At 64.4% G+C, this 21,163-nt stretch carries 16 protein-coding genes; 7 read left to right on the top strand and 9 right to left on the bottom strand.

The genetic code is table 11. The annotated features are described in order from the left end of the window. The first annotated feature begins 102 nt into the window (after positions 1-102). Complete coding sequence (locus NTV05_02215) at positions 103-6,630, top strand: BatD family protein (GenBank protein MCX6543211.1); 6,528 nt, start codon at positions 103-105, stop codon at positions 6,628-6,630. 89 nt (positions 6,631-6,719) lie between these two features. Next, positions 6,720-7,331: a hypothetical protein gene (locus NTV05_02210; protein ID MCX6543210.1), complete on the top strand. Its 612-nt coding sequence runs from the start codon at positions 6,720-6,722 to the stop codon at positions 7,329-7,331. A 240-nt stretch (positions 7,332-7,571) separates the two neighbouring features. Here the strand turns inward: NTV05_02210 and NTV05_02205 are convergent, their stop codons facing one another. The 3 genes from NTV05_02205 to NTV05_02195 all read right to left on the bottom strand — a co-directional run bounded on the left by NTV05_02205 (position 7,572) and on the right by NTV05_02195 (position 9,839). Beyond that, complete coding sequence (locus tag NTV05_02205) at positions 7,572-7,898, bottom strand: type II toxin-antitoxin system HicB family antitoxin (protein MCX6543209.1); 327 nt, start codon at positions 7,896-7,898, stop codon at positions 7,572-7,574. After that, positions 7,895-8,080 carry a type II toxin-antitoxin system HicA family toxin gene (locus tag NTV05_02200; GenBank protein MCX6543208.1) on the bottom strand — a complete coding sequence of 62 codons (186 nt, stop codon included), beginning with the start codon at positions 8,078-8,080 and terminating at the stop codon, positions 7,895-7,897. Before NTV05_02200 ends, NTV05_02205 begins: the two co-directional genes overlap by 4 nt. Positions 8,081-9,251: 1,171 nt before the next feature. Next, positions 9,252-9,839: an isoprenylcysteine carboxylmethyltransferase family protein gene (locus tag NTV05_02195; protein ID MCX6543207.1), complete on the bottom strand. Its 588-nt coding sequence runs from the start codon at positions 9,837-9,839 to the stop codon at positions 9,252-9,254. A 166-nt stretch (positions 9,840-10,005) separates the two neighbouring features. On the opposite strand from NTV05_02195, the gene NTV05_02190 reads away from it, so the two are divergent. The 3 genes from NTV05_02190 to NTV05_02180 all read left to right on the top strand — a co-directional run bounded on the left by NTV05_02190 (position 10,006) and on the right by NTV05_02180 (position 12,266). Beyond that, on the top strand, positions 10,006-10,833 hold the full coding sequence (locus tag NTV05_02190) for a hypothetical protein (protein ID MCX6543206.1): 828 nt from the start codon (positions 10,006-10,008) through the stop codon (positions 10,831-10,833). Between the two features lie 64 nt (positions 10,834-10,897). Continuing rightward, positions 10,898-11,668 (top strand): RNA polymerase sigma factor, encoded by a 771-nt coding sequence (locus NTV05_02185; protein MCX6543205.1) that lies wholly within the window; start codon positions 10,898-10,900, stop codon positions 11,666-11,668. A gap of 13 nt (positions 11,669-11,681) precedes the next feature. Beyond that, positions 11,682-12,266 carry a hypothetical protein gene (locus NTV05_02180; GenBank protein MCX6543204.1) on the top strand — a complete coding sequence of 195 codons (585 nt, stop codon included), beginning with the start codon at positions 11,682-11,684 and terminating at the stop codon, positions 12,264-12,266. 143 nt (positions 12,267-12,409) lie between these two features. On the opposite strand, the gene NTV05_02175 is transcribed toward NTV05_02180, so the two are convergent. After that, entirely contained in the window at positions 12,410-12,829 is a 420-nt protein-coding gene (locus NTV05_02175; protein ID MCX6543203.1) for a hypothetical protein, read from the bottom strand. A 433-nt stretch (positions 12,830-13,262) separates the two neighbouring features. Between NTV05_02175 and NTV05_02170 the strand changes: the two genes are divergently transcribed. Next, positions 13,263-13,859, top strand: coding sequence for a hypothetical protein (locus NTV05_02170; GenBank protein ID MCX6543202.1), 597 nt, complete (start codon positions 13,263-13,265; stop codon positions 13,857-13,859). 119 nt (positions 13,860-13,978) lie between these two features. On the opposite strand, the gene NTV05_02165 is transcribed toward NTV05_02170, so the two are convergent. Next, positions 13,979-16,462, bottom strand: coding sequence for an amidase family protein (locus NTV05_02165; protein ID MCX6543201.1), 2,484 nt, complete (start codon positions 16,460-16,462; stop codon positions 13,979-13,981). 177 nt (positions 16,463-16,639) lie between these two features. Between NTV05_02165 and NTV05_02160 the strand changes: the two genes are divergently transcribed. After that, the gene (locus NTV05_02160; GenBank protein MCX6543200.1) at positions 16,640-17,254 is read left to right on the top strand and encodes a hypothetical protein; all 615 of its coding nucleotides are present in this window, start codon (positions 16,640-16,642) and stop codon (positions 17,252-17,254) included. 47 nt (positions 17,255-17,301) lie between these two features. Here the strand turns inward: NTV05_02160 and NTV05_02155 are convergent, their stop codons facing one another. From NTV05_02155 to NTV05_02140, 4 genes are all read right to left on the bottom strand, one after another. Then, positions 17,302-17,985 (bottom strand): hypothetical protein, encoded by a 684-nt coding sequence (locus NTV05_02155; protein ID MCX6543199.1) that lies wholly within the window; start codon positions 17,983-17,985, stop codon positions 17,302-17,304. Positions 17,986-18,087: 102 nt separating this feature from the next. Continuing rightward, positions 18,088-18,513, bottom strand: coding sequence for a polymer-forming cytoskeletal protein (locus NTV05_02150; GenBank protein ID MCX6543198.1), 426 nt, complete (start codon positions 18,511-18,513; stop codon positions 18,088-18,090). Between the two features lie 517 nt (positions 18,514-19,030). Next, positions 19,031-19,612: a hypothetical protein gene (locus tag NTV05_02145; protein ID MCX6543197.1), complete on the bottom strand. Its 582-nt coding sequence runs from the start codon at positions 19,610-19,612 to the stop codon at positions 19,031-19,033. Positions 19,613-19,714: 102 nt separating this feature from the next. After that, positions 19,715-20,374 (bottom strand): energy transducer TonB, encoded by a 660-nt coding sequence (locus NTV05_02140; GenBank protein ID MCX6543196.1) that lies wholly within the window; start codon positions 20,372-20,374, stop codon positions 19,715-19,717. Positions 20,375-21,163: the final 789 nt, after the last annotated feature.

Raw genomic sequence — 21,163 nt, 5'->3', positions numbered from 1 at the left:
TGTATCGGCTCACTCGCCCGCATATACTCCGGCCGGGCGTGCGCTCGTGAACCGCGTGACCATCACGTGGCTCGAGACCGCGGTGGCGTCGGGAGAATATACATGGTGCGCAGGTCGATTGTTGCCGCATTCGGGATCTCAATTCTCTCGATCGCCACAGCCGCATTCGCCCAGCACGAACCGATTCTCGACGCCCTGCGTAGCTCGAACAGCCTGCCCGAGCGTGTCGCCGCGCCGGCCCGGGCCGACGACGCGCCAGTTGCGCAGATTCCGCCCAAAGACACAAGTGCCATCACAGAGACGCTGCTCGGCGCGTGGGCGACCAGCGGCCAGGCGGACGCGGCCACGGTCGAGCGCGTCTTGAGATCCGTTGATTTGAGCCGTGGCACCAGGGAAGAGGAAGACGGCGTGGTGGCGATCCTCAAGAAGGCCGGTGCGAAGTACGCCGGTGGCGCCGACGCGTTCGAAAGCCTTGTCCGGGAGCGCCTGGATGCGGCCAGATTCAGCAAGGTCAACAGATTAGTCCAGCAGGTGATGGGGGAGTTCAAGGGAGTGGACGCGGCGTTGCGCACCGGTTCTTCGGCCAAACGCCATTTGGAGCTGTTGAAGGGGGCGCCACGCGCGGACGGTTACCGCTACCTGTTCTCCGACGACGACATCACCTTCGTCGGTGCCGAGGCCGTGTCTGCCTCGGCCAGACTCAACGAACTCATCCGCGGAGAAGGGCTGGGCGGGGCCAAGGTCAAGGGGTTCGATCTGTCCCATCTCAAAGAACTCGGAGGGTTGGATCTGCTGGGCCTCGAATTGATGGAAAGCGAGAAGTTCCTGGGCGAGGCCGGGCTGGGCGGCATCAAGGCCGAGACCCTGACCAAAGGAGTGGTGATTGCCGAAAAAGGCAAGCCCGGGTTGCTGGCCGAACCGCTCAAGGACTTCGTCGACGCCAGGAAGAGCTCCCTGCTGGCCACTATGTTCGACGAAAAGGGGTTCGTCGAGGCCGTGCGGAAGTACGGGGCCCTGACCATGGTGGGGTCCTGCGAACGCCAGATCGTGGATGTACACGGAGGGTGGGACAAGCTCTCTGATCCGGACAAAGTGAAGTATGTCTTGCGCGAACAGATGGCCTTGAACGAATCCGGGGCTCTGCGCACCGTGGGCAAGCAGGACCAGGTCTTCATCGACGATCAGATACGCGAGCTCAAGAAGCTGCGGGGGACAGCCAACCTCCATCTGACCGGTAAGGACCTGGATTGGCTGGTGAGTTTGCGGCGCACCAATGTCCGGTTCGCGTTTATGGAGATCCCCTACAAGATGACGCCGATCCTGCGTGCGGCGCGGGCCGCGGGCCGTTCTCTGGCCGGCAATCCTGAGGTCCGCAAGGCCATGGATGAGCTCGCCACCGGCTTCGCCCTGATGCGCCGAAACGCCCTGGCCCTGACCGAGGAAGAGATACTGGAAAACCTGCGGATCATTGCCGGCGGGGACCAGGCGCTCTATCAGACGCTCTCCACCAGCTTCTACCAAGCCGACGACATGATCGAGGCTGTGGACCAGTGGGTCAAGGGTGGCGGCACTCGGGAGTCCTGGCTGAAGATGTTGCTCGAGCAGCCCAGCGCCAAGCAGCGAGCGGCCATGACCGAGGCTCGCAAGAGCCTGATGCAGGGCAAGCCCGAGGAGAAAGGCCTCGCCGCCATGGAGAGGTTGTTCGCCAATCCGCAGGGCGACGGCTTCCTGGTGAAGTTGATCCAGAACCCCCGCGGGATCAAGTTCTTGTCCCAGGCCATGGTCGTCGCTGGCGGAGTGGCCTTCCTCGATGGCATGGCCACTCGTCACGATCAGGGCAAGCTCGGAAACGACCTGAGCGACGCCGCTTTCTTCCTGCTGGATTTCCCGCCTGGCGGCATGGGGATCAAGCAGGCGTTCACTGTGGGCCTGGACAAGCAGGCGGCCCTGCTGTTCGTCAAGGACGCGCTCTATCTGACCCCGGCCTGGCCGTTGATGTTGGGCAGTGATGTCCTCACGATGACGGTGGAACTGACCAGCGCCGTCACGACGGGCTTGCGTCTGAAGACCGAACAGGAGGGCCTGGTTGAGATCCTGGTTTATGGCGGTGAGTTTGACGATAGCGGCGATCGACCAAGCTTCCTGCGGTTGAAGTTGCCCAGAGGGAGGGTGGTGGAGAAGGAGGATCTCTCAACCTTCTACCTCACGACCAAGGCTGTCGTGGTCGATCATCCTGTGACGGGCCTGGCCTACCGGATCAACGACCTCTCCAGGGTGACCTCCGACGTGCTGGACTCGGTGTACGTGGCCAACGATCCGGTGATCGAGCAATTGCGCCAGGCGGCAGCCACCCAACTGGAGGCGATCACCAAGCACGAGATGTGGCGGCCCGGCAATCCCTGGAATCTCGCAGCGGGTCAATACCTGGCCTGGGCTGCGGGTTTCGATCTGGTCTGCCGAAACAGCCCCGACAAGTGGTGCAAGGTCTACGACCATCTGCTCAAGACCTCCGTTGAGAAGCGCCGCGCGTACCTGGCCAGTGAGGTCATGACGCCGCAGCTCATCCAGGCGGCCGAGGACATGCGCGGCAAGCTCGACGCCAGCAAGGCCCTGAAACCCAAACTCGATGCCGTGCAGAAGAAGTTGATCGCCGTCGGTGGCAGACCCCTTCAGGACCGAGAGGGCGGCCCGATACTGTTGTCCGCCAAGGTACAAATAGCCGCCGACCAAAGCGGCGCGGGCGAAAGCGGGGCGACAAGGAAGGCCGTAGTGGCGGGCCGGTATTGGCAGGAGGCCCTCAAGACATACGTGCGCATCTATGACGAGCACAAGAACATCCAGGCCAGCGTGCTCCAGAAAACCGGCTTCGAGTGGAGCAAGGTGCTCCAGTTTCCGTTCAGCGGCGACTACAAGGATGATGCACGCAGAGCCGATCAATCGCGCCTTGGCTTCGCAGCCGACATCACCCTCGTTAGCGGCGACCTGCTGAAACTGAAGGGATCCGCCCCCGACCCTGCCGACCCGGTGGACAAGAAAGCGTTTGCGTTGCTCGGCGGCGTGGTCTTTCCCTGGCGGGGCATCCTGGATGGTTACGACCTGGCCCAACCCAAGGAAGGTTCGGCCTTCTTTGCCGAGTACGCCAAGGCCCTGGCCGCGGCCAAACTGCTGTACGGCCTGCCGAAACCTCCACCGCCAAAGCCGCTGGCTAACGTGAAGCCGCAGACGCCGGCCCCGACGCCGTCGCCCACGCCGGTTCAGGACCAGCCGGCCGACAGTTCCGTGATCACATTCGGAGGCACGGTCCCCGGCATCTGGGACGGCGGCAACAATCCGAGGGGATTCGATTTCAAGCGACAGAACGCCAAGACCACGGGCACCGGGGACTGCAAGTGGAATGCTGAAGTGCAGTCCGACATCTCGGGCCGGATCGATTCGTCAGGTTCCGCGGACACCCCGGAGGAGATCACGAAGCGGATCAATGATGTCGTCGCATCGTCGAAAGCGAGGTGGGGCGCGACGGCAGCGGTCAGACCGTTCGCGATCGGAGACTTCAAGGGACAATTTGTCGATACGTCGGTCGTGTTCCTTCCGGGAGGGTGGTCTGACGGGGGGTTCCGTGCAGACGCTGTGATCGCCGGGGGCCGCGGCTGGCTGATCAAAGGCCGGCACACGGTCGAGGTCGCGTACAGCGTGAGCGGTTCCGGTTGCTGGACGAATGTTGACCAGGCGTTTCTGATGAGCCAGGCGAGTGCCGCCCAGGCCGACGCCAAATCGATCGTCGCGAGCCTCACGTTGGTCGAGAAGGGATCATTCACGAAGGTGCCCTACACGGGGCCGAAGCTCGACGGCTCGGACATGCCGAAGGTGACGCTGTCGCCACCTGCGCTCGAAACACTCAAGGTCGGCGACACCGTAAAAGTCTCGGTCGTTGTCGAGAACGCAAAGCCCGAAGACCGGCCGTTCCGCTACGGTTGGGCGGGGGATATTGAGGGCAAGCCCGGCACATCGACAGGCAGCGCCACGATCACTATCAGGCCGAAGAAGCCAGGCAGGTACCCGCTGTCGGTGTCGGTGGACGGCGCCCGGTACACGCTCGGCTCGGCTTCGCTCGAATACGAAGTCGCCGATCTGAAGGCCGAGATCACACAACAATCGCCGGCCACCAGGAGCGTGGCGGTCGGTGCGTCGGTCACGTTCTCCGCGAGGTTGGTCTCGAGCGGAGTTCCGATCACGGGAAGCTACATCTATCGTTGGCAGCCCACGCCGGAGGTGGCCTTCCAGCCTGGTGAAGGCCCGGCGACTCAGACAAAGGCCGTCTTCAGCCGTCCAGGCGTGACGAAAGTGTGGGTGCAGATCCTCGAGAAGAAGGGAACGGTCCTCACGACCCTTGCCGAATCGAACCAGCTCGAAATTGAGGTCGTGAATCCCGAGATCACCCTGCGCATGGTCCCCGCCGAGCCCTACCCTGGCCAGCAAGTGCGCATCACCGCGTCGGAGACCCCCGCGGTGGGTGACGCGTTCATCACCTATTGGTGGGAGTACGCCGGCAGCGTCCTCAACCCGGGCGCCGAAGCCAATCCGCGCGTCTACTCCTTCATCCCGAAGGACAAGACACCGGTAACGGTGACGGCCCACGCGAAGGCGAAGGACGGGGGCGACGATCTCGGCACCAAAGCGGTCGTCGTCTCTGCGCGGCCGCACAACGTGAAGGTGACGGGGCCTACCTCACGCGGGCCGAAGCCGCAGGTGTGGAGCGCACAAGCCGGCCGCCTGGTAGACGAGGAGCAGCAGATCGCGGTCTTCCAGGATGTGAGCATGCGTGCCGACGTCACGCCGGCGCCCGTCAACCTGCCGCTCCACTACCAGTGGACCGCATCGCCCGAAAGCTGTTCGATCTCGAATGCCATCTCGCAGGAGCCGACGTTCAACTGCTCGCAGACCGGCAGTGTCGCTGCGGTGGTGACCGTGCACGACAACCTTGGTGCCACGCTTGGAACGGGGACCGGGACGATCTCGGTCAGCATCTCGCAAGCGAGCCTGCGGAAGAGCCAGGCGCAGGCGGACGCTGCGAAGCAGGCTGCGCAACAGGCGACGCTTGCCGCCGAGAGGAAAGCGGCGGCGGCGAAGCAGGAGCAGGCCTCGACACCTGTCGCCGTTGTGCCAGCACCGACCGGAACGAATGTCGTGGTCTTCAAGATCACGAACATCGGCGGCTTTTCCACTTCGCCGTCGGCGCCGACGCAGTTCACGATCTCAAGGCCGCACGTGATCTCGTACGTGTTCACGTATCACTGGAACGACGGCAACGGTTCGGCGCGAACCGGCACTATTGCGCTCCGCCATGCCAACGGAGCCGTGTTCGGGCCGTGGGCGGCCACGGGAACGCCTGGACAGGGCGGCGTGCCGAATGCGGGTTGGGAAGTTCGACCCAACGTCGTGATTCCGGCCGGGACCTACACGATCGTCGATTCGAGCCCGTCCACATGGGCACAAAACAGCGAGAGCGGCGGCCGCGGCCACACCATCGTTGAAGGCCACGCCGTCACGGCATCCGCGTCGCCGACGCCCATGGTGACTGCTCCACCGGACCCGCCCGTGGCCCCCGCGCCAGCGCCAGACCGCCCGGCGCCAGCGAGCCCTGCATCGAAGCTCCCAATATCCGAGAGCGCTGTTGTCAAGCCACCGGCGCCAGCGAGCCCTGCATCGAAGCTCCCGGTCGCTGCTGCTCCTGCCGTGCCGGATCGTGTGCCGGCCACCGGAGCCTGGGTGCTCGAAAAGACGGAGTTCGTCGTCGAGAAAGTAGACGCCGAATATTTGCAGAAGTGGAGGCCCGTCGAAACGGGCGTGGACGGCGCGGGCAGCGTCGAGAGCACGTTCGGCCATCCCGATCCCAAGGTGAATGCCGTCAGGGTGCGCATGAAGGTCGAGTGGACCTCGCCCCCCAGGGTGCTGATCCCCGGCAAGGAGATCAACTTCCGGATCGTCGTCTCCGACGCGGGCAGCGACGACGTCCGGGGCTTGGGCGTTGGCGGGATTGGAAGCATCGGCGCAAACTACCCCTCCCGCAGCGCCGTGTGGTACGGGCCTTCGGCAGGTTTCAATTTGAAACTCGGCGAGCGGAGCAAGGAAGCGAGCAAGGCGTACACGCCGATGCAGGCGTCACCCGGGGACACGATGTATTTCGCCGCGGAATTTGGCGTGTTCGCCCGGCGACAGACGTTCTATTACATCTACAAGTTCACGCTGGATGCCAGCAAAGCGCCCGCTCCCGTCAGCACGTCCTCCGCTCCGTCTGCGATACGGCCCGCGTCTTCGCCTGCGGCTCCCGCCGTCACTCCACCACCTCCGTCGGCCGAAGGCCGAGGCGTCGCCACTTGGAGCGTCTCATTCAACGGATGGCCCGGCATCATGGAACTGACTGATCGCGGCGGCGCCTATCAGGGTCGGTTCAACCTGGGCGGGAGTGGCTGGGAGCCCATGCTTGACCTTCGCCTCGAAGGGAGTGCCATCAGTTTTCGCCGAACTCAGGGCGATCAGCGTTACGTCGGAGTGATCTCTGGCAGCGCGATGCGCGGGACGTTCAGCCAGGGCGGAGCGGGCAGCTATCCGTGGACGGCAACGAAGAAGTAGGGCGCGCGGGTCGCCTCGAAGGCACGTTCGATCATCAAGGCACGACGTTCACGCGGTGGGCAACGCGGTAGGCGAACAGCGAGGCAAGCATGAGTCACTCAGTTGACGACGACCAGGTCGACCAGCCCGCCCCGCGGGATGGCGATGAACAGGTGCTGCTGATGTGGCCCGCGAGGGTCAGGACGCTGCTGAATGGGCCGCTGTGGAAAGGGCTGGCCGTCGCCTTCGGCTCCGGGGCCGCCCTCGTGTGCGTGATCTTCCTGCTGGCCGGATCTGGCTCGACCGGCCTGCTGGTCGGAGGAGGTCTCTTCCTCGGCATCATGGCGCTGGTCGCCGTCGTGTTCGCGGTCATCGATCTGTTCGGCGGGCTAGGTATGACCTTCGCACTGACCACCGAGGGCGTGCACAGCGTAGCAGGCAAACGAGCAGCCGCGGCGTCGGACGCGGCCGTCGTCGTCGGCGTGCTGGCGGGCAACATGAGCGCGATGGGTGCCGGCCTGCTGGCGCGGTCGGAGAAGAACGCCTTCATCCCGTACGGCGACGTCCGTAAGATCAAGCTGGGAGCCGGACGCCGGTACGTGCTCGTCAAGGGCGGGTTCCTTGACAAGCCGATTGGGCTCTACTGCACGGCGGAGAACTACGACCCCGCACTCAAGATCCTGCGCGAGCGGTGTGCGAAAGCGACGTTCTGCGGTGCATGACGATCCGGTGATGGCGCCATTGCTTGTGTTCGCCTTCGGCGTCTGGTGTGGGTTCTACCTCCACCGCAAGTTCGGCGACAAGCCTGACCATGAGCCAAACCCCCATCGGACGGTACACGTCTGGACTGTTTGGTAAGTTGACCCCGTGTCGCGACCGCTTCTTCACCACAATGTCCACATCATGGCCTGGCAAGACCAAAAACCGCACGAGGCGATCGAGCGAGAAATCCGATTTCAGTATCACGCGGTCTTTCGCGGCCGGCCTCCCAGCCGACCATTCACCTGAGAGGCGAGGGCCTTGCGCCGACTCCGACCGGTGCCAAGAAGGGCACCCACGCCGACGATATGGACTTTCGATCGTTGACCATCGGAGACCCGGGCTACCCGCACTTCGCTCGTCGGCGCGCTTTCCGGATGGGCCTCGAGATAGGACGCCAAGATCTCGCGAATCGCCTGTTCGGCCTTTGCACGCGTGTCGGCCGCCGCAAACACCGGCAACCCGGGAACATAGGCGCTCACCGCGCCACTCGTTTCGATTTCCATCACAATCGGATAGTAGGTCGTCACTGAATCCCCGCCTCTCTGAGAATCCGGTTGCCCAGCTGCCCCGCATCCTTTCTCGTGTGGACGGCGATCCAGATCTCGTTGCCGGTCGTGGCATGCCTAAACAGCCGGTGACTGCCTTTACCGCCCCGCACTTCCACAAAGCCGGCTGCCTTGAGCTTCCGGATGACTTCGCCCCACGTCATGCGTCAATGATAACCTATCGCTAGGTTGATGGCAATTCCAGCGGTTCGCGGGCTCACAACTGAGACCACGACCAGTTGCCGTCGATGCCGGGAATCAACCGGCGGTCGGCATTCGCTCGACCCACAGGACCCAACGGGCGATCGGTTATCGCGTTCGACTCCGATTCAAGCGATAACGGGCAACTTCTGGCCGAGATTCAATCCGAGGCGGCGTTGGTGACCCCCGCCACATAACCGCTACGCCATAACCGATTGGCTTCGCAGAATCCGCGAATACTGGCCTGTTCTTGAGGGTCTCAGACAACGGGCCTTCTAAGCCGGGGGCCCGGCGTTCGCATCGCTTCGGACCCCGCATCTCTTCGCGATGCTACGGCTGGCCTGGCCATCTGCCATCCGTCTATTCCGGAGACATAGGTCACACTTTCGGGCTGAACGAGAATTTCCGCGTCTGGGCTTCGAGGCACGCCACAAGCTCTTCGCAGTGGCAGAATGAATGACAAACCGCAATCGCATACGACACGACTGGATCCAACCTGTCGAGTAGCGTCCGCGCCCCCGCGCGGCAGGAGGGACGTATCCATGAAGGCTCACAGCATCCGGCGATCGGTCCACCTGGCTGCGCCGCTCGTCGCCGTGGCCGGAGCAATTGGTGTGTGGGTGGCAGCAGGCGGCGCGCAGCAGGACAACGGCCGCGGCCCCGGCGCCCTCACCGATCGCGCAAACTACATGGTGGACGAGGTCATCGTCGCCTGTCAGCCCAACGCGACCGCGGCCGACAAGGCTGACGCACGCGCCCGGGCGCAGCGCTTCTCGGCGCTGACCGCTCAGCGGGTCGGCTTGATCAGGTGCAGGAACCCTTCCATCAGCCACAGCTCCAGATCGCCGCCCAGTCGGCGCGTTGAAGGCGATCGTCTTTCCGTCGGGCGCGAGCGCGAACTGGGAGATGCTCCCGTCCATGTCGGTGCTGATCGCCACAGCTTCTCCCCCGGCCGCCGGGACGGTCCACAGGCGGCCCTTCGCGCTGAACATGAGACGGGCCTCGAGCGCCACGTCCTGCCGGAACAGTCGCCAGCCGAGCACGCCCAGGGCACAAGCGGGCAGGAAAGTCACCAGGAGGAAGGCCACCAGCAGGTGGCCCGGCCGGCGCTGCCGGACCCTGACCGTCCGCCGGTCAGAATACGAACGGCACAAACCGCTTCGTGCGGCTCATGTAGCGCCGGTACGGTCCGCCAATCGTCGTCGCGAGCGCGCGCTCCTCGACGCTGACGCGATAGCCATAGACGGCCGAGACGGCGCCCATCAACACGACGAGGCTGATCCAGTTGGCGAGAGCGAGTCCGATGCCGAGGAAGAGGATCGCGCCCGCCGTGTACGACGGATGGCGCACGTAGTGGTACGCGCCGCGGTCGACGACCACCTGATCCGGCCTGACAATCACGGCGCCGGTGAAGCTCGCCCCGAGCATTCGCCAACAATGGCGGCGCAGCAGGCTGCCCCCGATGATCGCGACGAGGCCCGCCCAGAACAGCGGGAAGGGATGCGGGAGCCGCGCCGACGGCACGCTGGCCGCGATCAAGAACGCAGCGAACGCCGCCACACCCTGGCCGACCACAATCAGTCGCTTCGACCCGGCGTCATGCGGAGTCGTCGATGGTTCGGTCGGCCTCGAGACGATCCGAAACTCCGGCGCGAAGGCCCAGAAGAGCACGGCCAGGAAAAGAAGGCCGTAAGGCCACGAGAACACAACGAGCGGTGGCATACCGCCACAGTGTATACCTTGCGTCTCAGACTGAGGCGGGGCGCGGTTTGCACGCGGAATCGTGTTATCTTCCGATTGCCGGGAACTGGGAGTGGAGGGAATCGCCGTGCCTTCGCGTCTTCGGTCTTGGTGCGCTTGGACGCTGACCGCAGTAGCGTTCGGATCCATGGGCATCCACGCGCAGAGGGGACCGGCACTGCCCGATCTCCGGCGCGCGGCGGCTGACTACCTCGTCAAGTACGCACAGCAGCTCTCGGCGGTCGCGGCCGAGGAAGAGTGCCTGCAGCTCGACACGAGTGCCGTGCGGATGACTGCCACCAGCTCTTTGAGATCTGAATTCGTGCTGGTGGGTCTGGCCGATGGCGCGGTGGCCGGATTCAGAGACGTCTTCGAGCTGGACGGCGGTGCGCTGCGCGAACGCGGGGGCAGCCTGCTGACGCTCTTCCGCACTCCGCCGACTGCAGCATCACTGGAGCGGGCGCGGGAGTTGACGACGGAGAGCGCGCGCCATTACATCAGCCCCGACCTGAGATGGCTGGACGAGCCGACGCTGGCGCTTGAGTTTCTCCGCCAGAAGAACCAGGAGCGGTCCACATTCACGCTCGACGGCGTCAGGAAGATGGACGGTTCGCAGGTCGCAATTCTGAAATTCAAGGAACGCAGCACGCCGCGCCTTATCCCGTCACCAGACAACGCGCCGGTCTCAGGCAGTTTCTGGATCGAGGTGGTTTCTGGGGCGGTCAGGCGGACGGAGCTGATTCTCAGTGGCAGGACTTTCGACTTCAGAGTCACGGTCAACTACGCAGCCGAGCCGAAGCTGGGTCTGTGGCTGCCCGCCGACATGCATCAGCGGATCGACATCAGCGGTGTTGATTCCGGCGGCAGCAGCCAACTGGGGGGCAATTTCAGCTACCCCGCACGCCGGTCGTTCGAAACCCGCGCGAAGTACTCGAAGTTCCGGCAGGTGTCGGCGATGTCTCCCAGGTTCACATAGACGTCGCGGAAGGCCTCGCGGCCCGCGACGAACTGACGAGTCGCCTGAGAAGAGCAGCGGCAACGTGTTCTCTGACGTCGGCCTGCTCCATCCGGAACAGAAACTGATCAAGGCCAGACTGACGCTGCAAATTTACCGCAACATCAAGGCGCGCCGCCTCGGCAGAACGACTACTGTTTCGTCAGCACACAACTGGGTTTCGGGAGTCGGCGCGAAGGCTGTGAGAAAGTTGTGGGGCCAGCGACTACCTCTATGTACGGTCGAAGAACGTGAAGTCGTGAGCGTAAACCTGATGAAAACCGAATCGGCAGCAGCGCCCCGGCAGGACGAACGCTATCAGGCAGCCGCCGAGACGTTCGGCGCGGCTCTGGAGCGCCTGGCGCGCGGCTATGAAGCCGATCCGGACCGGCGCCGCGACCTGCTGCAGGACGTTCACCTGGCGCTCTGGCGGAGTTTCGCCAGTTTTGATGAGCGATGCTCGGTTCGAACCTGGGTTTACCGCGTCGCGCACAATGTGGCGGCCTCGCACGTGACCCGGGAGCATCGGCTGAACTCGCGAACGCTGGTGGGTCTCGATGTACTGGAGACCTTGCCCAGTGAGGAGGATCGAGAACTCGCCGTCGATCGGCGCCACGCCCTGGAAAAGCTCTTGCAGTTGATTCAGCGGCTGAAGCCGCTGGACCGCCAAGTCATTCTGTCTTACCTGGAAGGCCTGGATGCAGCGTCGATCGCGGATATCACCGGCATCTCGCCGGGAAATGTCGCGACCAGGATTTATCGCATTAAGAGCATCCTGGCACGTTGGTTTCACGAAGGGGGCGGCCATGGCACATGAAACTCCCAACACGATGACGGATGTCTGGAAAAGCCAGCCTGCGGAACGGATCGCAATCTCGCTGGCGGACATTCGCCGACACGCTCGAAAACTCGAGACGAGGGTCTTCTGGAGGAACGTGCGCGAGTACGTGGCCTGCGCACTCGTTGTTGCCTGTTTCGGATATTACACGTCGGTGTTTCATTCCACACTGATCCGCGCGGGATGCGGCCTGGTGATTGTCGGCGCTCTGTTTGTGGTTTTCACGCTGCACAAGAAGGGCGCTGCCCAGACGGTTCCGGCGGAGTTGGCATTCCGCACCTGTGTGAGTTTTCATCGCAAGGAACTGGAGCGACAGCGCGATCTCCTGCGCAGTGTGTGGGCGTGGTACCTGCTGCCGTTTGTTCCCGGCATGATTGTTTTTCTTCTCGGATTGTGTGCGTTGACCATGCAGCAGCCGCACACCCCAGAACACGCGAGGACGATCGTCATTGTCTTTGCTCTCACCGCCGCAGGCTGCGCCCTGGTGTTTGTGGGCATCGGGAGGTTGAATCAATGGGCGGCGCGCAGACTGCAACACGAGATTGACACGCTCAATCAGCTGGAGAAGGAGTCATGATGCTACGGCATCTTTCTGTTTTCGTCTTCGCAATCACTCTGCTGTCAACCAGCACCCGGGCGCAGTCCGTTCCGGCCACAACAGTTCCGTCAGACGCCGAGATTCACACGATCATCTGAGCACTCGCGCTCATAAGACCGCTGTCATCCATCGTCGCGTTCGTCATCTGGCAGGCGGCAGGAGGTGAGAACAGTGCGGCCTGGGGCTTTTCGGTCGAGAACCGTTTGACCTCCAGGATCGTGGACGGACGGCCGCCGCGACTCACGCCCTCCATCTTGACGATGATCCCGTCCGGCTCGGAGAGCCAGAGGCGTGTCAGCCATGATCCAGTAGACCTTGCGCGCCTCAAAATCATAGAGCGTGATCATCTTGGCAGGACCACCCTGACTGGCCATCTCGACGCGCTCTTTCAGAACGTCGCGGTAAATCGTCACCAGGATCTTATCGCCGGACTGAGTGATCTCGGCAGACAGGGAATACGCCTGAGGAGCGGGAGTCTGCGCTCCGGCTGTCACCGCGAGCGACCCTGAAACAACCAGCAGCAGTGCGGATGCGAATCTCATGTGGTCTCTCCTGAGGGCGGGCGCGGTTCTCCCAGGGACGGCCAACGGTCGATCCCGCGACAACCGGGCGGCCGCACGAAGGACCTCATCATGAGTTACAGCCGAACCGGCGTCAAGCGGAGAGGCAGCGGAGGGGCAGTGCCTTCCAGGCGCCGGTGCCAGGGCGTCCGGGTCCGCACTGAGCGGATTGCCGCCTGCGGCATCAGTCCGGAATCGGCGGCAGATGTCGGTCGTCGTGGCGGCCTGAGCGATCAACTACTACCCCCGCCCGGACTCGCCGCCGCGATTCCGGGCGTTCACGCACGACCGGGCCTGGGACACTGGGAGCAATTCACCAAGCCCCCGGGGATGCCCGCCGCACGATTCGCGCAATCGGCTAGAATCGGCAGTGCGCCCGACACGGTCCCGTGTCGCGCCGCCCCGGGAGGTCACCATGACTGAACGCTCGCAGCCGGCCCTCACCCAAGCCCCCGAGTGGATGATCGCGGAGATGCCGCCAGGCTACCAGACGCGGCTCTGGGAGATCGAGCGCCAGTCGGCCGAACTCCGCGCGATGGACGCCATTGGGCGTGTTCTGTGGGAGACAGGCGAGCCGCTGAGAGACGCGGTGGGCGCGGTGTTCGCCGTGTTCAAGTGCGAGGTGGACGCCGCGCCTGGCGCCGCCGGGCCGATCGTGGTGAGGCTCGGTGAATCGCGCCGTCTGCTGCTCGTCGTCTCGGGGACAGCGAGCCCCGTCCAGAAGACGGACGAGGAACTCGCGCAAGCGTTTCGGGAGGTGCAGTTCGCCTCTGCGAACGACCGCGTGGCGCTCGTGGTCAACAACGACCCCGCGACGCCGCCCGCGGGCCGTCCCGATCCCGCTCTGCCTGACGCGCTGAGCGTGCTTCAAAGGATGAGCGTGAACGTCGTGACCACCGCAACGCTCTTTAAGCTGTGGCGGCTATGGTACGAGGACCAGCAGAAGGCGAGGAAGATCCTCGATCGCCTGCACGCGCAGGACGGCGGTCCGTTCATCATTCCGTCGCGCTGACGCCGCCTGTCTGCCGACGAGGCCCGTGCAAGGATCGCGGTGGGACCAGTCACGGGCTACGACTGAGGATTGCGCAAGCTCGCTGAAACCACCTGGCTCCGAAGTCGGCGCGTCGCCGCTCATTCGACCGTCGGTGGCGGCCGGCGGTGGTGTGTCGCCTGTTCGTAGGCGTGAGCCAGGCCCAGCAGCCGGCGATCGGACCACGGCCGGCCGAGGAAGGACACGCCAAACGGGTAGCCTCCTCGCATGAAGCCGCCGGGCACGGTCACCTGCGGAAGCCCCGTCATCGCGCTGTCCTCGCACGTGCCGGGCTCACCGCCATAGCGCTGTTGCCCGCCTTCGTGCGTCGATGGGCGCGCAAGGTTGGCCGGATAGATCAGCGCGTCCAGGCGGTTGGTGTCCATCAGGTTCACATAGACGTCGCGGAAGGCCTCGCGGCTCGCGACGAACTGACGAGTCGCCTCGGCGAACGCCTCGCCCGCAGGAATCGGCTGCAGCGCGCTGGCGAAGCGCCGCTGGCTGCCGGGGGCGAGTTTGCCGCTGGCCATCAAGTCCTCGATCGCCAGCACCTTGTCGCCCGGTAACGCGCCGCGCGAGAGATACTGGCTCCACGCCGCCTTGAGCGACCCCGGCGCGCTGCCCCGCGCCTTTCGGTAGTGCTCGTCCAAGTCGGCAATCTCAACATCGACAACGACCGCGCCGGCGGCCTGGAGTTCCTTCACCACTTGCGCCATCAGGGTCGCAGGCTCGCGCTCACGCGTGACGCCGACGAAGCGCTGCCTCAGCACGCCGATACGCGCCCCCGCGAGGCTCGCCGACCGAAGCGAGGCGACGAACGAGCCGTCGATGTGGCGCCCCGACTCCTCGGTGACCGGATCCTCCGGATCGCTTCCCGCCACCTGATCGAGCACCTCAGCGAGTTCGCGCACCGACTTGGCCAGCGGGCCGACCGCGTCGTTGTAGGGATTGAGCGGCATCACGCCCGCTCGGCTCGTCAGGCCTCGCGTCGTTCGCATGGTGGCCAGCGATGCGAACGCCGCAGGGTTCGACAGGGAGTTGCACGTGTCGGTACCGAAGGCGAGCGTCACCAGGCTGGTCGACACCGCGACGGCACTCCCGCCGCTCGACCCCGCCGTGCTCAGTGAGGGATCGTAGGCGTTTCCAGTGGTTCCGCCGATCGTGCTGATTCCGAAATCGCCGAAGGGAAACTCATCCAGGTTCGTCTTGCCGAGTACGACGGCGCCGGCGCGGCGCATGCCCGCGGCCATGAAGGAGTCGAGGCGCGGACGATGATCCACCAGCGCTCGCGAGCCGCCGGTGGTCGGGAGCCCCAGGACGTCGATGTTGTCCTTGAACGCGATGGGAATCCCATGGAACGGGCTGCGCACCTGCCCGGCCGCCCGCTCGGCATCACGCGCCCGCGCGTCGGCAATCGCGCTCGGATTGAGCGCCAGCATCGCGCGGAAGGTCGGCCCGTTGCGATCGTAGGCGGCGAGGCGCGTCAGGTACTCCTGCACGATGTCCACTGACGTGACCACGCCCCGGACGAGCGCGTCCTGCAAGTCTTCCACGGCTCGCTCGACCACGCTGAAGGGCGGCGCGGGAACGCGTGCGGGCGCTGGCCAGTTCGCGATCTGCCCCAGTTCGCGCGGCGTCAGGCCGCGGAAGTCCGGCTCGAGCGTCAGGCGCCTGGCCACGGCGGTGACAGCCGCGATCTCCGACCCGGCGGCCGGGATGGCCGGTGTCTCGCCAGAGTAGGGAGCCTCGTACTGCGGCGCGATCATGCCGTTTCGAATCGGCACGGGAAAGCCGCCGCGCGGATCGTAGACCTCGCTCAATCCCTTCACGACGAAGGTCACCAGCGCCCTCGTCTGTCCAGGCCTCACGGTGAAGCGGAACACATACCCGATATGGGCGGGATCGTCGCCGGGCCATGGATCCGTGAAGGGGTCCCCATACATGTTTCCCACCGAGACGAGCAGCCCCTTGCTGTGCGATCCGAGCACGTGAGCCGATGGGCCGTGCCCGGATGGGCCGCGCATCGGATCGTCCACGCCGCGTGCGTTCTGCATGACGGTCACGAAGGTGTCGCCTGGCTCGATCCGCCGATCGCCGCTCGATGTCGTCGCCACCGTCACAGGCCCGCCGTCCTCGAATGCGCCGGCGGCCCCGCCCCACGCCACCTCGACGACGCGGTCCTCGCGGGTCACGTTGGTGTAGCGGTCGAAGTAGCGCAGGTAGTTCGTGTCTTTCGGCGCGAACAGCGCGCGCGAGACGACAATCCCTCCTTGAAGGACTGGCGTGATCGAGTCGAACCGCTCGGCGCCGTCATGCGCGAGCCCGAACCCCGTCAGGTAATGGTTTCGGACGAGGACGGATGCGTCGAGCCGGCGCACCTGCAGCTTCAGGTAGCCGAAGCCGTTGAATGGGTTCGCGCGACCGCCGGTCGCGATGCCGCCGCTATCCTGCGCCCACGAGGACGTGTCCTGAATGTCCCAGAACTGCCCGTCAGCCGACTTCAGCCGCGTCACGGCGCCCAGGTTGAGCGTCGTGGCGAGGGCCAGGATTGCCAGGCCGAACAGCACGCGAGTACGGGTCATCATGAATCCTCCAGGCACTTGTGAGCGGATGATAACGGTTTTCGGCGGTGCGATGTTCGACTCTTCGACGATTCGGGATCGTCATTGTCGGCAAGGTCACCTGCACCACGCCTCCGGTCCGTCAGCCAGTTCGCGGTATAGAATTGACGCGGGCAAGTGATTTCGAGGAAGGACAGGTCGATGGCCGAAGAACTGGTGTTGTGCGTCCCGCGGCGCGTGCTCGATGAGATCGGAACGTTCCACGGAATCCAGACGCAACTGGGTGCCTACATTCCCCGTGTCCTCGAGGCACAGAACACGTCGTTCGTACCCCGCTCCCAGGCGGAAACCGACACCTCCATGAAGCAGATCATCCCGTACGTCCTGATCAGGAAGGGCGATACGCTCCTGCACTACGTGCGCGGCAAGACCTCGGGCGAGAAGAGGCTCGTGGCCATGGGCTCGATCGGCATCGGCGGGCATATCAACCACCGCGACGAGAATCTCTTCCTGACAGGACTGGAATATTACGAGGAGGCGGTCCAGCGCGAGTTGCACGAAGAGCTGCGGATGGACGGACACTTCAGGACTCGGATCATCGCGCTGCTGAACGACGACACCACCCCGGTGGGCCAGGTGCACCTGGGGATCATCCACCTGTGCGAACTGGCCGAGGAGAACGTCGCGAAGGGCGAGGCGTGCATCACCGAGCTGCAGTTCCTGACACTGCCCGAGTTGCTCGAACGACGGGAACAGATGGAAACGTGGTCGCAACTCACTTTCGATTTTGTGGCGAGCCGCTGGCCGCAGGTCTGACAACCGGCAGGCCCATCACGATACCGGGCTCAACACGCGGGACGCCGTTAGATGATCGGCCGGCCGCCGCCGCCCTTGCGGAAGAGAATCTCGCGCAGGCCGGTCTGCAGCAGGAAGGAGTCGGCTACGCTCAGGCCGTCGAACATCTTGATGATGTCGCGGTTCGGCAGCGAGCTCTGGCGCACAGCCACCGACGCATATGTGTGCTGCCGCAGGTGCGACTCGTCTGCGACCGTGAACTTCGTGAAGCCCGTGCCAACGTGACTGTCGTTGCCGAAGAATCCGAGCAGCGAGCCCCCAACACGCATCAGCCGGACCAGCGTCGTCGCCAGCGCCTGCGCGGATGGCCGGTCCAGGTAGTCGAAGGCGTCCCACAGCAGCACGCCGTCCACGGTGCCGTATTCCAGGGCGTACCGCGTCGACAGGAACGCCGGCAAGTCCTCCAGCCGGCCCTCACGCGCGTGACGATCGAGATCCGCGAAGAGATCCTCGATGTAGACCTTGCAGTTCAGTTGTTCGCCGAAGAACGTGACGTTCGATCCGACGACGGGGCCCAGATCCAGCAAGACTGGCGCGGGACGGGTGCCGAGGTACGAGAGGAACCTGCGCAGTGCCCTCGAGTTGACGACAGGGCACTCCTCCGCCTTCGGCGGCGAGCCGGCGTCAGGCGGTTTTCCTTCCGCCTGCCGCACGATTCCGAGCCGTGAGAGAAGGCCGCCCAGACTTCGCACCCAGTCGACATCCGACAAGGACACTCCTCAAACCGAAAGGCACACGGCCGGCACGTGCGGCGCGGACGCGCGGCAAGACACGCCGATTCGCGTACGACTCGGCTATGCGCCGACCAGACGCTGGCCGCCCGGCCCCTGAGGGGCGGCCGGCACGGGCGCGGGCTTCACCTCGGGCTTGGCTGCCAGGGCAGGCGTCACAGCCGGCTTCTGCTGCATGTCCACGCTGCCGCGAAAATGCGAGCCCTCCGCAATCGCGACGCGCGGCGACACGATGTTGCCTTCCACCGAGCCGCTGTCGCGAATATCCACCTTTTCGCTCGCGGTGATATTGCCGACGACCTCACCAAGGACGACCGCCACTTTCGCGAACACCTCGGCCTTGATCCTGGCGTGGGCCCCGATCGTCAGCACGTGCTCCCTGAGCTCGATCTTGCCCTCGACGATCCCTTCGACGGTGAGATCCTCGCTGCCGGTGAGCTCGCCCTTGATGACGACCGACTTGCCGATGTTGATGACGTCTTTCTCCATGTGGTGCTTTGCCCCAATCTCCGGTGCCTGAACGGCATGGTCACTCTGGGACGCCGGCGCTCCGGGTGCCGGTTGACCCGTTGCGTCTCGAGCACTGACAGGCGGCCGCACGACCTCGCCCCGTTTCCACATCGTGAACCTCTGCGTTCTCCCCGGGAGCCCCGCGGCGGGCGTGGGGAGTCGACACAACCTGACCAACCTATAGGACCCGCTGACAGAAGGAAGCCGGTCGAGTGCGTCCAGTCCTCTTGTTGCGGGAGGTAAGGAGAAGGGGGCTCCGGTTGGCACGCGACGGCGGCCGCGGTGCCTTCGGAGCCACCGTCGCTACGCCACTTACTCCTGGGATGCAGCACTCATGCCAATGCAGGCGGGCCTGCAACATGGGCAAATCAGCGAAGTACTACTCAGGCGGCCGACGCGGCGCGCAATAGCTACACGGAATTCGTGCCTACATGCCTGCTTCTTTGAACCCCCGCTGGAGATCTTCGCCATTCATCCAGGACACGGCGACTTAAACTTACGACGCGACCTTCACGTAGGTCGCTGCCGGCTCGCTGACCAGTTCATCAAAAAGCGCACGGTAGTGGATCATCGCCTGGCGCAGGTCTTCTGTACTGGCCTGCCCCTTTGCCTGGCGAAGCGCGATCTCGTGGGCCGTTCGGTAGTTTTCCAGAACCACTGGATGGTCCACGGAGATGTCAGCGGCACGCTGTGCAAATTCACTGATCGGATAGCCACGCGAAGACATCACTTCACCCAGCAGTCGGTCGGCATCCGCGACCGCACCAGCGGGGCCGTCCACAAACCGCGCCTGGACGGTGCGCCAGGCGTCCAGAAAGCGCTCACGCTCGGCGGGCGCGAGCGGTTGGAGGTGGAAACTCTCGACTCGTGCCGTCCGCTTGTCGAGCCCGGCCTCCGCCTGCCGCCGGTTGCCGCCGTCCTTCACGGCGCGGTCGTATTCAGCACCACCGAACTTGCTGCGCAGTTTGCCGGTCCGGCGCTTTCGGAGTAGGAACAACATCGCGATGGCTGCAATCACCAGCACCACCACGGCGCTGATCGTGGCGATTTCTATCGTCGTTAATGCACTTAAGTTCATCTTCCGCCTCCAGGTCCAACACGATGGCGTCAGTCCAGGCTGCGGCTCGTCCGCATGCCAGGAAGGGGCAGGGTGCCCCCGGGACTTCGCCGCAGCTTCCCTCTACCGCGTAAAGGTGATCGTGACGGTGACGAGAACCGGCACGGGCACGCCGTTCAGAAGGGTTGGCGAGTACTCCCACTGCCGCACCGCGTCAAGCGCGGCCTGATCGAGCAGCGGGATCGAGCGCACGACCTTCGCGTCTGTGACCTTCCCTTCGGGTCCAATCGTCGCTTCGATCGTGACCACCCCGGAGACACCTGCCGACTGTGCGATGAGCGGGTACACCGGCTTGACGTCCTTGACTTTGGTTGGGGCTCTGATCTGACCCCCAACGCGGAGCGGCGCCCTCATGACCTTCGCCCTGGCGGCGGCGGCATCGGCTTTCGCCTTGATCGCGGCGGCATCCGCCTGCTCCTTGCCCGCGACCGCGTCGGCTGCTGCCTTTTCGCCTGCCGCCTTCGCAGCGGCTGCAAGTTCCTTGGCCTTATCGTACGACTTGAACCACTTGCCTTCCTGAGCCTTCAGTTCGGCGTCGAGGGCTGTCCGGGCATTCTGGGCATCCTTCAGCGACTCGGGGGCATACTGATCCGACTGGTCGGCAGCGGCCTGGTCGAGGGCGGCGTTGGCCGCATCGACGTCCGCCTTGGGCGGTGATGCACAGCCCGTAACAGTGATCGCGAGTCCCAGGGCAATCGCCCGCAATGCGACAATGACACGCATGGTGTGATTTCCTCCTTCAAGAGTCGAATGAACGTCACTTCCACCTGGTTGCCCGGCACGGGCACGCAGTCCACAGTTCCACGGGGTGGAGCGGATCGAGTTCGCAGTGGCCTGATGTCGACTTGAAGGAACGTCGGCGCGCGAGATCAGACCAACTCAGCGGAAGACAACTCCGTTACACCCAGCCCCAATCGTAGGGGCGGCGAAGCGGGGTGTCTGTCCACTCTTGAACACACTCGAATGCCGATCGGCGATTTGGCTGCCGACTGGCTCGGCGCGAAGGTGTATCGTTGGCAAACACCTCGGCCCGTCGGTGCCCGACGGGCACCGGCGCCGGCTTCAGGTCGTGAAAGGGTGACAGACATGAGACTCGCACTGGTATTGGTGATCGGATCACTACTCGCACCGCAGACCGCAGCGCCCCCTGCGACCGAGGTCTATCTGGCTCCGCTGTCCGGAGGTGGCAGTGGACTGCAGATCGGGGCGCCGATCAACATCAGCAACAGCCCGGAGTACGACAACCAGCCCAGCTTCCTGCCGGACGGTTCTGCGATCCTCTTTACGTCGCGCCGCGACGGCAAGCAGACAGACATCTACCGGTATGACATCAAGACGAAGCTCGTCACGCAGCTGACGCACACGGCCGAGAACGAGTACTCGCCGCTCGTCACGCCGGACGGCAAGACGTTTTCGACGGTGCGTGGCGACAAACAGGAACTCTGGCGCTTCGATTTCGACGGATCGAACCCGCGCCTGGTGTATGCGCACAAGGGACTCATCGGCTACCAC

The organism is Acidobacteriota bacterium (assembly GCA_026393755.1).
GTDB lineage: Bacteria > Acidobacteriota > Vicinamibacteria > Vicinamibacterales > JAKQTR01 > JBAXOX01.
The sequence above is the reverse complement of the archived record's forward strand: the minus strand, read 5'-3'. Positions and strand labels throughout refer to the sequence as shown.

Coding starts and splice junctions, on each gene's coding strand:
- NTV05_02215 (MCX6543211.1), top strand. CDS start 103: ATGGTGCGCAGGTCGATTGTTGCCGCATTCGGGATCTCAATTCTCTCG.
- NTV05_02210 (MCX6543210.1), top strand. CDS start 6,720: ATGAGTCACTCAGTTGACGACGACCAGGTCGACCAGCCCGCCCCGCGG.
- NTV05_02200 (MCX6543208.1), bottom strand. CDS start 8,080: ATGACGTGGGGCGAAGTCATCCGGAAGCTCAAGGCAGCCGGCTTTGTG.
- NTV05_02195 (MCX6543207.1), bottom strand. CDS start 9,839: ATGCCACCGCTCGTTGTGTTCTCGTGGCCTTACGGCCTTCTTTTCCTG.
- NTV05_02190 (MCX6543206.1), top strand. CDS start 10,006: ATGGGCATCCACGCGCAGAGGGGACCGGCACTGCCCGATCTCCGGCGC.
- NTV05_02180 (MCX6543204.1), top strand. CDS start 11,682: ATGACGGATGTCTGGAAAAGCCAGCCTGCGGAACGGATCGCAATCTCG.
- NTV05_02175 (MCX6543203.1), bottom strand. CDS start 12,829: ATGAGATTCGCATCCGCACTGCTGCTGGTTGTTTCAGGGTCGCTCGCG.
- NTV05_02170 (MCX6543202.1), top strand. CDS start 13,263: ATGACTGAACGCTCGCAGCCGGCCCTCACCCAAGCCCCCGAGTGGATG.
- NTV05_02165 (MCX6543201.1), bottom strand. CDS start 16,462: ATGATGACCCGTACTCGCGTGCTGTTCGGCCTGGCAATCCTGGCCCTC.
- NTV05_02160 (MCX6543200.1), top strand. CDS start 16,640: ATGGCCGAAGAACTGGTGTTGTGCGTCCCGCGGCGCGTGCTCGATGAG.
- NTV05_02150 (MCX6543198.1), bottom strand. CDS start 18,513: ATGGAGAAAGACGTCATCAACATCGGCAAGTCGGTCGTCATCAAGGGC.
- NTV05_02145 (MCX6543197.1), bottom strand. CDS start 19,612: ATGAACTTAAGTGCATTAACGACGATAGAAATCGCCACGATCAGCGCC.
- NTV05_02140 (MCX6543196.1), bottom strand. CDS start 20,374: ATGCGTGTCATTGTCGCATTGCGGGCGATTGCCCTGGGACTCGCGATC.